At 60.5% G+C, this 12971-nt stretch carries 9 protein-coding genes; 5 read left to right on the top strand and 4 right to left on the bottom strand.

What is annotated here, in order from left to right:
* Positions 1-24: 24 nt before the first annotated feature.
* Positions 25-1284: an MFS transporter gene (locus tag HMPREF2807_RS02640; protein ID WP_070510330.1), complete on the bottom strand. Its 1260-nt coding sequence runs from the start codon at positions 1282-1284 to the stop codon at positions 25-27.
* Between the two features lie 70 nt (positions 1285-1354).
* On the opposite strand from HMPREF2807_RS02640, the gene HMPREF2807_RS02635 reads away from it, so the two are divergent.
* Positions 1355-2989 (top strand): multicopper oxidase family protein, encoded by a 1635-nt coding sequence (locus tag HMPREF2807_RS02635; protein ID WP_070510522.1) that lies wholly within the window; start codon positions 1355-1357, stop codon positions 2987-2989.
* A 73-nt stretch (positions 2990-3062) separates the two neighbouring features.
* Here HMPREF2807_RS02635 and HMPREF2807_RS02630 read toward each other — a convergent pair whose 3' ends face one another.
* The gene (locus tag HMPREF2807_RS02630) at positions 3063-3701 is read right to left on the bottom strand and encodes a DUF4352 domain-containing protein (RefSeq protein ID WP_070510327.1); all 639 of its coding nucleotides are present in this window, start codon (positions 3699-3701) and stop codon (positions 3063-3065) included.
* Positions 3702-4161: 460 nt separating this feature from the next.
* Here HMPREF2807_RS02630 and HMPREF2807_RS02625 point away from each other — a divergent pair, with 460 nt between their 5' ends.
* The gene (locus HMPREF2807_RS02625) at positions 4162-4881 is read left to right on the top strand and encodes a trimeric intracellular cation channel family protein (RefSeq protein ID WP_232751610.1); all 720 of its coding nucleotides are present in this window, start codon (positions 4162-4164) and stop codon (positions 4879-4881) included.
* A gap of 293 nt (positions 4882-5174) precedes the next feature.
* On the opposite strand, the gene rhuM is transcribed toward HMPREF2807_RS02625, so the two are convergent.
* The gene (gene rhuM, locus HMPREF2807_RS02620) at positions 5175-6170 is read right to left on the bottom strand and encodes a RhuM family protein (protein WP_083295519.1); all 996 of its coding nucleotides are present in this window, start codon (positions 6168-6170) and stop codon (positions 5175-5177) included.
* Between the two features lie 565 nt (positions 6171-6735).
* Here rhuM and HMPREF2807_RS02615 point away from each other — a divergent pair.
* From HMPREF2807_RS02615 to HMPREF2807_RS02605, 3 genes are read left to right on the top strand one after another with little or no spacing between them, the layout of a single operon-like run.
* The gene (locus HMPREF2807_RS02615; RefSeq protein ID WP_046648318.1) at positions 6736-7344 is read left to right on the top strand and encodes a TetR/AcrR family transcriptional regulator; all 609 of its coding nucleotides are present in this window, start codon (positions 6736-6738) and stop codon (positions 7342-7344) included.
* Between the two features lie 12 nt (positions 7345-7356).
* Positions 7357-10995: a transcription-repair coupling factor gene (gene mfd / locus HMPREF2807_RS02610; RefSeq protein ID WP_070510324.1), complete on the top strand. Its 3639-nt coding sequence runs from the start codon at positions 7357-7359 to the stop codon at positions 10993-10995.
* Positions 10995-11477: a hypothetical protein gene (locus HMPREF2807_RS02605; protein WP_046648319.1), complete on the top strand. Its 483-nt coding sequence runs from the start codon at positions 10995-10997 to the stop codon at positions 11475-11477. Before mfd ends, HMPREF2807_RS02605 begins: the two co-directional genes overlap by 1 nt.
* Here HMPREF2807_RS02605 and HMPREF2807_RS02600 read toward each other — a convergent pair.
* A complete protein-coding gene (locus HMPREF2807_RS02600; protein WP_070510322.1) occupies positions 11474-12961 on the bottom strand; it encodes an amino acid permease in 1488 nt (495 codons plus the stop codon). The genes HMPREF2807_RS02605 and HMPREF2807_RS02600 overlap by 4 nt on opposite strands.
* Positions 12962-12971 lie beyond the last annotated feature (10 nt).

The following is a 12971-nucleotide window of genomic DNA, read 5'->3' as shown; positions in this document are numbered from 1 at the left end:
TTTTTTCATCATAACGCCTGCGTTCTATTTTTCGCGTGAGACCTCCGGAAGTGCCCGGGCACGCCAGGCGCCGAGCAGACCGATGCAGGCCAAGAACAGAATGGCTGGCGAGGGACCAGCCAGCGCGATCACGGCGGAGATGCCGCCAATCACGAGGAGAATGACACCCATCATGGTGTTCGCGGCCCCGACGTAGCGGGTGCGCTTATCTTCACCGGCCATGTCCACCACATAGGTCTTGCGCGCCACGCGAATGGCACTGTGCGCCAAGTTGACCAGGAAGAATCCGAGGGGAAGCGCCCACATGCTTACCGCTGCCGGCGCCCACGCGGCACACGCGACGATGCCCAGCAGGATGATCGCTGCGGCACCCGCACCCCAGGACATGACCAAGCGGGAGGACTTATCCGAGAGCACGCCGGATACACGGCCACCCACGAGGCTGGCCAAGCCCGAGGCCAAGACGAAGCCGCCGAGCCCGCTCAAAGCCTGCGAACCGATGCTCTGCGAAAGCACCACGATAAAGGAGGTGGACAGGGCAGACACCAAAAGCAGGGCACGAACGTTGACGAAGCTGCGGAAGCGGGAATCCTGGGTGTATAGCTTCCAGGTGTCCGTCCACCAGCTGCGGTTCAGGCCTTTCTGACCGGCGTCATCCGGCACCGGCTCCTCGATGGTGCGGAAGACTGCTGCCGCCAAGAACCACGTGGCCGCACCGATGGCCAGCAACGCCGCCAAACCCCAGCGCGGGAGCTCGCCCAGCACGGCGAGGATGCCACCGGTAATCAAGGTGACCGCGCCGCCGAGCTGCGTGGCCCGGCCGGTCACTACTCCGCGGTGGCCCTTGGAGATGGTGCGGCCCTGCACGTCTTTGCCGGTCAGCGAACACAGCGCGCGCAGCACGGCGAGAGCTGCCAGGGCGAGGCAGACGATGAGGCCGAGGAGGGGGCCGTCGACAAGCACCGCAGCCGCCGCGATGATCGCCGCGCACAGACCCTGGCCCACCGAGCCCAGCACCCACAGGCGTTTGCGTGCTGGATGGGACACCACCCACGGGGTCAGCGCCGCCTGCGGGAGCATGGAGCCGGACTCGCGCAAGGGGACCAGTAGGCCCGTGAAGAAGCCCGGCACCCCGGCCACGCTAAACAGCCAGGGTAGGACCGTCTTTCCGGAGAGCAATTGATCGCCCACTCCCTGCAGGCCATTCGACCAGACGAAGCGGCGGGCATTGGCGGACTCTTCGGACGGTGAGGAGCCGTGGGGAGATGCTGAACGCGAAGCCATGACTGTGATCTTAAGCCCGGCTCGCTCCAATCCGGGGTCTAAGGTTCACCTGATCTCTATCCTGGGAGGCATGTCTATCTCCGCTCGCCCTACAGTATCCCGCCGTATTTTTGTCCAGGGTTCCGTGCTGACTGTTGCCGGTGCCGCCGTGATGGGGTTGAGCGCCTGCTCCACTTCGGGGTCGAAGAATCAACCGGAGCCGCTGGGCTACGACGGCGAGCCGCGTGCCCTGCCCATCCCGCCCGTGGAGGAAGGGGAGGTCGTCGACGGCACGCGCGTATTCAAACTCACCGCCCAGGACGGCTACTCGGAGATCCTCCCCGGCAACGACCGCACGCGGACGTGGGGCTTCAACGGCGCCTTCTTGGGCCCCACTCTGCGGGCTCGGCGGGGCGAGAAAGTCCGCGCGGAAATCACCAACGACCTCATTGAGATGACCACGGTGCACTGGCACGGCATGAAGCTTCCGGCCTATTCGGATGGCGGCCCGCACTCACCGATTGAGGTGGGCAAGACCTGGAAGCCCGAGTGGGAGATCATCCAGCCCGCGGCCACGCTGTGGTACCACCCGCACCCGCACATGGCCACGGCCACGCATGCCTACCGCGGGCTGGCGGGCATGTTCCTCATCGGTGACGATGTGGCCGATGACCTGGACCTGCCGCAGGACTACGGTGTGGACGACATCCCGGTAGTCATCATGGATGCCAAGTTCACCGACGATGGCCAGATTGATGAAAAGAGCGATAACACTCTGGGCCTTCTGGGCACCACGCCTCTGGTCAACGGCATCACCAATGCGCGCTTCGACGCCACCACGCGCCGGGTTCGCTTGCGCCTGCTCAACGGTGCTTCGATGCGCTTCTACACACTGGAGCTCAGCAACGGTCCCTTCCACGTCATCGCCACGGACACGGGGCTTCTCGACGCCCCCGTGGAAGTCGACTCCCTCTTCCTCGGCCCCGGCGAGCGCGCCGAAATCATCGTGGACTTGGAGCCCGGCAAGGAAGTCCAGCTGCGCTCGGTGCCGCGCAAGGATAATTTTGGGGTGCCCAAGGACAAGGACGCGGCCGACTTCGGCTTCCAAGATTCCTTCGACCTGCTCACCATTTCCGGGCCGGCGGAAAACGCCTCGGAACCACCCGCCCTGCCGGCAACCCTTGACCCCGCCGCGGCGGAGACCCCGTCCACGGAGGGGCTTGAAGAGCGCGAGTTCGTGCTCAACACCTTCATGATCAACGGTGAGCAGATGGACATGGCACGTGTGGATACCGTCATCGATCACGAAGCCCCGGAAATCTGGACCGTGACCAATGAGAACTCTGACTGGCCGCACAACTTCCATATCCACAACGCCCGCTTCAAGGTTCTGGAGTGGGACGGCGACGAGAAGATGGATGTGTTCAACTCCGGCTGGAAAGACATTGTCAACCTTCCGCCGAAGGTCACCGCACGCCTGCTGGTGGAGTTCGGTCACTTCCCGGATAAGACCATCCCGTACATGTACCACTGCCACATGCTGCTGCATGAGGACGAGGGAATGATGGGGCAGTACGTCATGGTCAACAAAGGCGAGAAGCCCGACGTGCGCGTCAAACCCGCCGCCTTAGTCTTCGACCAAACCGCCACCGCCCACTCCGCACATGCCGGCCAAGTGGTGGACTCCTCCCGCAGCCCCTATGCGACGCCGGAGGCGAAGGCTTAACCGAGAGCCAAGTTTGGGCTTCAGCAGCTTGAGGATGTGGTGGTAGCTGGGGTCAGTTTCGTCGGCGTGCGTGCTAACTACGCACGTCTATGGAGGCAAGCCTGTTTCCAATCGTGTTGTCGCCCCTGTCATCGTATGCAAAAGCTGCGGGTGTGAAGTCGCCGGGAACCTCGAATACCCAGGTATATGGTGTGGAGAATCCCGGGCCAATGGAGTTGTTCTGAATATCCCGGTTTGCTTGAACTCTCCAGTGGTCGTCGAGGGGTTCGTACATGCGGCCCTCTTGGTCAGCAATCCAAGCGAACATGCCAAAATCGGCGATAAACGGGGTTTTCCCTTCGTTGAAGACTGTTCCGGAAACGACGACGAATTGTGCGCCCTCGTTCCGAGGAGCTTCCATGGCGGTATCAGGTGCACCCGGGTTGAATTCTTTAGTTCTCAGCTCAACGTTGGGGGAGAGCGTCACGGAGTCGATGATGACCTTTTCGTTTCCGCTCATAGCTGGTTCACCGAGCTTGGGGAGATCGTCGAGGGTTTGGCTCTTGGCGCCGCCATCTTGTGTATTTGAGCTGTTAGCGTTGTTCATCTCGCCTGCTTGCGAGGACTCCGGTTCTGCAGAGGCTGTGGAAAGCTGCCCCGGTTCAGAGCCAATGAACGCATAGGTAGCGCCTGCACCCACTGCAACGCCGACCACGGCAGCGACTGGAACCATCCACCATGCCGCCTTCGGGGATGCTGACTTAGCGGATGAGCTGGAACCAGCCGATTGTGGTGCAGTAGAAAACGGGTTCTGTCCTAGTGTCGGTTGTGGCGGTTGCTGTGCATCGTTAGGGAACATGACTGACCTTTAGAGAGAAGAGAGTGAATGAATTTTTCACAGTGTAAACCCACAGCACTGCGTTTCCACTATCAGATCAGAGCATCAGTGTGCGTCACAGAAGGGGAGGGTTCGGTTTCCCTAAAAGTGCAGACCTGCTGGTCGTCGACAAGCAGTGCGTTGGCGCTTCACGACGCCCACGCTGCATCAATGCACTTCCAGGTCTTCACTTTTGGAAACAATGAGTGTCAAGGGTGCTTGAGTAGACACTCTGAGGCGGCACGGGGCTAGCGGTAGTGAACTGCAACAAATTCACTATCGTTATGTGAGCAGTACGCTAGGGTCAGTATCTGTGATTCAGGAAGTCGACCCGCTCATCCATTCCCTGTACCAGGTCTTTGACCTCATCGGTGTGGTACTCAACGGCATCATCGGTGGCACGATTGCGCGCCGCAGGAAATTCGACATCATTGGCTTCGTCTTTCTGGCGCTCTTTTCGGCGCTGGCGGGCGGCATGATTCGTGACATGCTGATCTCTCATGGCCCAGCAGCCGCTATCTCTGATCCGTGGTATCTCACTCTGGCATGCGTGGGTGCGCTCATTGCTTTCTTGATGGACCTCAAGGGCAAGGTCTGGGAGATCTTCCTTGAGCACGCGGATGCTGTCATCTTGGGTGTGTGGTGTACGACTGGCTGTGTGAAGGCGCTGGCCTACGATATGCCGTTTATTGCCTGCGTCTTCTTAGGTGTTCTGACCGCAGTGGGCGGCGGTATGGTGCGCGATGTTGCTTCCGGGCAGATTCCCTCGGTCTTTGGCGGCAGCCCGCTGTATGCCGTGCCGGCGGTACTTACCGGAATCGTGATGGCTTCCTTCGCACACTTCGATAAGTTTGCCCTCGGTATGATCGTCTCGCCCTTCGTGGGCTTTGGTCTGGCAGTTACGGCGTATTGGCGCGGGTGGGTGCTTCCGCGAGCAGGTGTAGCGCCCCTGAATTACACTGCGGCGCAGGTGGCATCGATCGCGCGGAGAGCCGAAATTAGGGGTTTTCGGCGTGGCCGCAGAAATCGTAAATAGGTTCTCGCGGGATTTGAACCTATCACTTGCGCAATACGGTCAGTTCCACGCAGCCCCCGAAGGCTCTCGTCCAGCGCTTTCTCGATATGTTCCTTCGCTTTTCTCCATACGTGTCATCGCACCGTCGAACCATGTACGGTGCCCGGGGCGCTCAGCTGCCCGCCTCGCTGCTCGGTCCGCAATAGTGCTTTCGGACCATGATCTTTACGCCGCTTAACCTGCTTCTCGATCACCTCTCGGGCGACTGCCACCGCGTGATGATCATGTGTCTTAGGAGTGCCCGATTAATCAATTTAATCCTCACCCCGTTTCAAGGTCTTGATTTCGGCTTCTAGAGCTTTCATGTCTATTTCGTTGACCTTAGAATCGAGTTGGCGTTGGTAAGCATCCCATTCTTCCTCGGCTTTGTTTACTGCCTGCTCGTGTTTCCTCTTCCCATATCCTTTGAGGACTTCGCGTTCGTTGAAGATGAGCCAGGCTTCCGTTTTTTCCACCCAATCCTTCAAGAGCATGGTTTTTCCCATCTCGGCTTGGTCTTCTGCATAGTCCAAATACATTGTGGTGAGCCTGCGCATACGCCTAGCTTCGTCTTCGTTAAGGAAGTTTTTCGCAATGCCCATGTCGCTTTTGTGGGGCGATTCTCCGCCCCACGTCGTGAGCCCAGCGTATGGCTTAGTGTGGTCTGCGCGTTCCCAGATTAGCTCTGCTGCGGTTCGGCCGTGGGTGGCGAAGTGGAGTCTGTTTTGAATCCCTGCGAAGAATTGTTGGACTTCTTTAAATGATTTCTTTTCCTGGTAGTCAGCGCTGGTTGCGGCTATGACGTCACAGATTTTGCGGAAAAATTGGCGTTCGGAGACCCGAATCTCTCGAATGGTTTCAAGTAATTCGTCGAAGTGGGTGTCAGCACCATCGTTTTTGAGTTTTTGAGCGTCGATGGCAAAGCCTTTGGTGAGGTATTCCCGTAGAACTTCTGTGGCCCATTTTCTAAATTGCGAGCCGCGTGGACTTCGTACGCGGTAGCCAACGGCGAGAATCATGTTTAGGTTGTAGTGATTAACGGACCTGGTTTGACCTGGTACTTTCAAAAGTTGTTTGAAAGTAGCTTCTGCACCTAATTCGCCTGAGCGTGTGATTGACTGAATATGGTGCGAGACGGAAGCTGTGGTGACGTCGAAGAGATCGGCCATCTGCTTCTGGGTGAGCCAGGCGTCGTTGTCTTTTAGTTGGAGTCTTACGTGTGCTTTACCATCTTGGGTGGTGTACATAGCGACTTGGTCGGGGGTAGTCACTGGTATCCTCTCCTCGATTTTCTCGTTCTTCCTGCTTATTCAGTGACGAGTCCGCAGCGAATTTGTCCGGCTCGTGGTCAAGCTCGCGGACAGCACTGTCATCCTCATCCTGCAGTGAAACAGAGGCACCGGACATGGGGGTCAAGATACGGGATATCTTCACGTTCGACCACGTGGTCAAAGGTTTCTGCTCAGTGGGCGAGTATATTATTGATGCGGCGCGCTACATCTGCGATTACCTGTTGGTCTGTAAGTGCCCGGAGCGGTTTCCACAGGTTCCGAAGTATCGCCAGCGCAATAACCCGCCACCTGAAAACGCAGGTAGACGGGCTATGCTAATCAGCTTCCCCACCAGGACTCGAACCTAGAATGACGGTACCAAAAACCGTAGTGTTGCCGATTACACCATGGGGAAACTGCGCACACAACGTGGGCGCTGGGGGACATGTTACCTGACGGGTGCGGGCGAGACCTAAACAGGTGGCCAATCTTCTTTATTGCGTTGCAAGCTGCCGACCTTTAGCTGGTGCGGGCGATGTCCAGTGGGGGAGATACAGTAGAAGACATGGTTCGACAAAGGATGACCGGGCGTGAGCGCCGTGAGCAATTGATCTCCATTGGGCGCGCGGCCTTCGCAGAACGCGGCTTCGATGGTGCCAGCGTGGAAGACATCGCCGCGCGCGCCGGCGTGTCCAAGCCGGTGGTCTATGAGCACTTCGGCGGCAAGGAAGGCCTGTACGCCGTCGTCATCGACCGCGAGCTCGTCGCTTTGGAAAAGGTCGTCACGGAATCACTGCAGACGGGTTCGTGGCGCCAGCGCATCGAGCAGGGGGTCGTCGCTTTGCTGACCTACGTGGAGGAGGAGACCGATGGTTTCTTAATCCTCGTGCGCGACTCCAAGCCAGGGGAGGAGCGTAGCTTCTCCACGCTGTTGAACACAGCGGTAAATCAGATTGCGCATATCCTCGGTGAGGCCTTCGAACACCGCGGTCTCGACCCCGAGCTGTCGGTGCTCTACGGCCAAGCGCTCGTCGGCATGGTGGCCACCACGGCCCAGTGGTGGCTAGATGAGCGCGAGCCTTCGCGCGAGACAGTCGCAGCGCACATCGTCAATTTGTGCTGGAATGGTCTTTCTGGCATGGAAGCAGCACCGAAGTTGAAGGGAGCCAAGTAGGTGGCAACGCCGATGCTGGGCGGGCTGCTCAAAGTAGCCGCCTCAGATCCGAAACTCAAAGGTCTCGCTACTCAAGTGGGCACACCGTCGCTGCACATCACGGGCATCGACCAGGCGCGCCCCTGGGCCATTGGCACGCTGGCTCACCACGCGCCGGTGCTGGTGGTGACTGCCTCCGGGCGTGAGGCGGAGGACCTCACCGCAGAGCTGGCAGCCATGCTGGGGGATAAGGTCGCCTACTTTCCCGCGTGGGAGACGTTGCCGCATGAGCGGCTGTCGCCGGCCCCGGATATCGTCGGCAAGCGCGCGCGTGTGCTCGACCTAGTGGGGGCGGGCAAAGCCCAAGTGGTGGTGACCTCTGCCCGCGGGTATTGCCAGCCTATCCTGAGCAAAGTGGAAGGCCGCGAGCCCATCTTCCTGAAGGAAGAAGCTGAGCACGAGCTCTCACATATCCTTTCGGAGTTGGAGTTTCGCGCCTACAAGCACGTGGATATGGTGGCCAAGCGCGGCGAGTACGCCACGCGCGGCGGCATCCTCGATGTTTTCCCCACCACCTCGGACTACCCGGTGCGTGTGGAGTTCTGGGGCGATGAGATTACCGATATCCGCCAGTTCTCCGTGGCGGATCAGCGCGCCATCCCGGAGATTGAGGTCGGCGAGGTCGCCATCTATCCCGCTCGCGAGCTGCCGATTACTAATGAGGTTGCCGCACGCGCCCGTGAGCTGGCTCAGAAGTTTGGCGGGAATGCGGCTCTGGCAGAACTGCTGACCAAGGTAGGCGAGCACATCCCTGCCGACGGTATGGAGGCGTTGCTTGCCGTGCTAGCCGACGACCCCTTTGTCACCCTCCCCGAACTCCTCACGGCGGGCACGCACGTGGTGCTCGTGGCACCGGAAAAGATCCGCACGCGCATTGCGGACCTGGAATCCACCGATGCGGAGTTCTTGGCTGCTGGCTGGGAGGCCGCCGCGATGGGCGCGGATGGTCCGCTGGCTGCCGAGGGCTTGGATACCTCGGCGTCGAGTTACCGCTCCTATGAGTCGCTTGAGGCGACGTGCCGGAATATCGAGGCCCCGCTGTGGACTTTTGCCCCGCCGGGGATGTTCGCCGCCGCTGAATCGGAGACTCTGCCGCTGGATTTTGAGCCCGGACCTACCCCACGCGGTGATATCTCAGAGATTGATGCGATGATGGCGCAGCTTCTAGCGCACACCACCGCCGGTGGGCGGGCTGCGTTTATTGCTCCTGCCCAGGGTGCGATCAAGCGCATGGTGGAGCGTTTCGCGGAGAAGGGGATTCCCACCAAGGTGGCCACGCCTGGGTGGGAGCCGAGCCCCGGCGAGGTCACCCTCTATCAGGCCTTGTCCCATGCGGGTCTGGTTTTCCCAAAGGTGCGCAAGCTGAAGGATGCTGAAGCGCTGCCGCTCGTGGTTATTACGGAAACTGATCTGACGGGTAACCGCGTCGGTGATATTGCGGGTGCGAAGCGTCGCCCAGCAAAGCGCCGCAACCGCGTGGATCCCCTCGCCCTGAAGCAGGGGGATTACGTGGTGCATGAGACCCATGGCATCGGCAAGTTCCTCAAGATGGCCGAGCGCACCGTACAGTCCGGTGATGAGACGTCGCGCCGCGAGTACATCGTGCTGGAGTATGCGGCGTCCAAGCGCGGTCAGCCGGCCGACCAGCTGTGGGTGCCCATGGATTCGTTGGATCTGTTGAGCAAATACACCGGCGGTGAGGCGCCGACGCTGTCCAAGATGGGCGGCTCGGATTGGAAGAACACCAAGAAGAAGGCGCGTGCCGCGGTGCGTGAGATCGCCGGTGAGCTGGTGGAGCTTTATGCCAAGCGCCAGGCAGCCCCTGGCCACCAGTTTGGGCCCGATACGCCGTGGCAGGCGGAGATGGAGGATAATTTCCCCTTCGTCGAGACTGAAGACCAAATGCTGGCCATCGATGCCGTCAAGCAGGATATGGAATCCACGGTGCCGATGGACCGCGTGGTCGTCGGCGATGTGGGCTATGGTAAGACCGAGGTTGCGGTGCGCGCGGCCTTCAAGGCCGTGCAGGACGGTAAGCAGGTGGCGGTCCTCGTGCCCACGACTCTGCTGGCGCAACAGCACGCCGATACCTTCCGCGAGCGCATGCAGGGCTTTCCGGTGGATATTGAGGTCCTCTCGCGCTTTACCTCGGCCAAGGAGTCCAAGGAGATTCTCGCCGGCTTGGCGGATGGTTCCGTGGACATCGTCATCGGCACCCACCGCCTGCTGCAAACGGGCGTGCAGTGGAAGAACTTGGGCCTCATCGTGGTGGATGAGGAGCAGCGCTTCGGCGTGGAGCACAAGGAGCACATCAAGGCGCTCAAAGCCAGCGTGGATGTGCTCACCATGTCCGCGACACCGATTCCACGCACCTTGGAGATGTCCATGGCGGGCATCCGTGAAATGTCTACGATTTTGACGCCTCCGGAGGACCGTCACCCGGTCCTGACCTATGTGGGCGCGTATGAGGATAAGCAGGTGGCAGCGGCCATCCGCCGCGAGCTGCTGCGCGACGGCCAAGTTTTCTTCATCCACAACAAAGTCGCCGACATCGAAAAGAAGGCCCGCGAACTGCGGGACCTGGTGCCGGAGGCGCGCATCGTCGTCGCACACGGCCAGATGAACGAGGACGTGCTTGAACGCACCGTCCAAGGTTTCTGGGACCGCGAGTTCGACGTGCTGGTATGTACCACCATCGTGGAGACCGGTCTGGATATCGCTAATGCGAATACCCTCATCGTGGAAAACGCCCACCACATGGGTCTATCCCAGCTCCACCAGCTGCGCGGGCGCGTGGGCCGCTCCCGCGAGCGCGGCTATGCCTACTTCCTCTACCCGAAGGGCGCCACGCTGACGGAGACCTCCTATGACCGTCTGGCCACCATCGCCCAGAACAACGATCTGGGCGCGGGCATGGCCGTGGCCATGAAGGACCTTGAGATGCGCGGTGCCGGCAACGTGCTGGGCGCGGAGCAGTCCGGCCACATCGCCGGCGTGGGCTTCGACCTCTACGTGCGCCTTGTCGGTGAGGCGGTGGAGACCTTCAAGGCGCTCGCGCGTGGGGAGACCCCCGTGGTCACGGACGAAGGGCCGAAGGAAATCCGCATCGACCTGCCGGTGGACGCCCACATCCCGGAGTCCTATATCAACTCCGAGCGCCTGCGCCTAGAGGTTTACCGCAAGCTCGCAGCCTCCAAAGACAACGCGGACCTGGCACACGTGGTGGAGGAAATGCAGGACCGCTACGGCCCCGTTCCGGAGCCGGTGGAACGCCTTCTCGCCGTGGCCCGCCTGCGCCACCAGGCCCGCCGGGCTGGGGTCAGCGACATCACGGTGCAGGGCACGCGCATCAAGGTCCACCCGGTGGAGCTGGCGGATTCGAAACAGGTACGCCTCAAGCGCCTCTACCCGGGCTCCAACTACCGTGCGGCGGCTAAGGCCATCCAGCTCAGCTTCCCCAAGGCAGGACGGAATGTCACAGACCCCAAGCTGCGTGACATTGAGCTGCTGCAATGGGTGGCGGATTTCCTAGCGTCGATGTTTGAACTCGAGCACGTTGACGTCAGTGGTGCTAAGACTAAGAAAAACGTCATTAGCGTAGGAGAGAAGTAATGGACGCCGCGAACAACCGCCTTGGCTATCCTCGGGCGAATCAACGGATCGTCATGGTGGCGGTGTGGATGTTCGCGGCGTTGATCAGCATCCCCGTCTCGCTGGTCATAAAGTTCAGCGGCGAGAACGGTGGTTGGCTCACCTTCATGTTGATGATGTTTGGGGTAATCCTGGTTGGTGTCTGGGTGTTGCTTGGGCTGCTGCCGCTCTTTATCCGCAGTGATTACGAGAGCAAGCTGGAGTGGGCGTGGGTGTCCATGGCCCTGGTGTTCATCGGCTTCATCCTGGGCAACGCCAACCTGCCGGATTTTGGAGATATCGGACCGGCCACCGTACCGACGTGGTGGTTTGGCAACGAGGAAGCGGCCACAATCACCGGCGGCATCCTCCTCGTTATCAGCGGCATCGGCCACGTGATGTGGCTCGCAAGCTGCATCACGTACGCGGTGCTCTCGCACCGCTCAGCACCTGAGGTGTTCTAGAGAACGAGACGCCCAGTGCCCAAGCCCCACACCGCGGCGACAGCGCCGACGATCACCAGCGCCACAACGCACCATTCGAAGGTGTTAAACACGCGCTCCTTCTTGTGCAAGCGTGTGGCCACGTAAGGGATCATGCTCGGGACCACAGCCAGCGCGCCAAGCAGCACGTAGACCGGGTCGGCGGCGTAAATGAGCCAGACGGAATAAATGAAGGCGACGAGGCCGATGTAGAGGTGGCGGCGGTTCTCACGGCGGCTCACCTCCGGGCCAGACAAGTCGAAGCGCACCCCGGCGTGCGGGTGGGTTAGCCCCTTGCCGCGCACCGCCAAGAGCACCAGGTACAGCGAGGAGAAGATGTAAGGCAGCAGGTACATGATGGTGGCCAGCTGCACCATTGCGTTATAGGACGTCTCGTTGAGGAAGAAGACGATGACGAAGAGCTGAATCGTCAGCGTAGAAATCAGCTGCGCAACCCAGGGCGCGCCGGCGATGTTCACGGTGCCGATCTTGCGGGGGAGAAGACCATCGACAGCCATCATGACGATAGGCTCCGCGCACAGCATCTGCCAAGACACATAGGCACCAAGCACGGAAAGGCACAGGCCGAGGGAGATGAGCGCGCCGCCCCATTCACCGACCGCTGCGGTGAGCACGGAGGCCATCGAGTTATCCGGAAGCGCTGCGAGCTCTTTCTGGGTAAGGACGCCGAAGCTCAGCGTGGACACGGAGACCAGCAGTGCCAAGACGCTGATGAAGCCGATGACGGTGGCGCGGCCGACGTCGGCACGCGTGCGAGCCTGCTTGGAGTAGACCGAAGCGCCCTCCACGCCGATGAAGACCCACACGGTGAAGAGCATGATTCCCTGCACCTGCTCAAAGAGGGACTTATCAGAAGCCTTGCCCCAGATATCCAGGGTGAACTTGTCCCAGCTAAATCCCACGAAAGCGAGGATGACGATGAAGGCCAGGATGGGCACGATCTTGGCCACGGAGGTGACCATGTTCATGATGGCCGCCTGCTTAATACCGCGGGCCAGCACCGCAAAAATACCCCACGACAGCAAAGACACCGCAATGGCGGAAACCCAGCGGTGGTCGGCGTCAAAGAGGGGGACGTAGTGGCCGATGGTGTTGAAGAACAAGGTGGCGTAGCCCACCTGGGCCATCACGGAGCCCAGCCAGTAGCCCCAACCGGAGGTGAAGCCGATGAAATCACCTAAGCCGGCGCGGACATAGGAGTACACACCGGAGTCGAGGTGCGGCTTGCGGTGCGCCAGGATTTGGAAGACGAAGGCGACGGAGAGCATGCCCACGCCGGCGATGAGCCAGCCGATGAGCATGGCGCCCGGGCCGGCGACGGAGGCGATATTTTGCGGGAGAGAGAAGATACCCGCGCCCACCGTGGAACCGATGATGAGCGCGACAAGCGTCCACAGCGTCACGGAGTGCGTGCGCGGCGATTCGGTGAGATTGGAAGTGGTCATTGGTTAAAAA

Source organism: Corynebacterium sp. HMSC074A09 (genome assembly GCF_001811545.1).
GTDB lineage: Bacteria > Actinomycetota > Actinomycetes > Mycobacteriales > Mycobacteriaceae > Corynebacterium > Corynebacterium hiratae.
The sequence above is the reverse complement of the archived record's forward strand: the minus strand, read 5'-3'. Positions and strand labels throughout refer to the sequence as shown.

Excerpts from the sequence above, each read along its gene's own strand:
- HMPREF2807_RS02640 (WP_070510330.1), bottom strand. The coding sequence starts at position 1,284 with ATGGCTTCGCGTTCAGCATCTCCCCACGGCTCCTCACCGTCCGAAGAG.
- HMPREF2807_RS02635 (WP_070510522.1), top strand. The coding sequence starts at position 1,355 with ATGTCTATCTCCGCTCGCCCTACAGTATCCCGCCGTATTTTTGTCCAG.
- HMPREF2807_RS02630 (WP_070510327.1), bottom strand. The coding sequence starts at position 3,701 with ATGGTTCCAGTCGCTGCCGTGGTCGGCGTTGCAGTGGGTGCAGGCGCT.
- HMPREF2807_RS02615 (WP_046648318.1), top strand. The coding sequence starts at position 6,736 with ATGGTTCGACAAAGGATGACCGGGCGTGAGCGCCGTGAGCAATTGATC.
- mfd (WP_070510324.1), top strand. The coding sequence starts at position 7,357 with ATGCTGGGCGGGCTGCTCAAAGTAGCCGCCTCAGATCCGAAACTCAAA.
- HMPREF2807_RS02605 (WP_046648319.1), top strand. The coding sequence starts at position 10,995 with ATGGACGCCGCGAACAACCGCCTTGGCTATCCTCGGGCGAATCAACGG.
- HMPREF2807_RS02600 (WP_070510322.1), bottom strand. The coding sequence starts at position 12,961 with ATGACCACTTCCAATCTCACCGAATCGCCGCGCACGCACTCCGTGACG.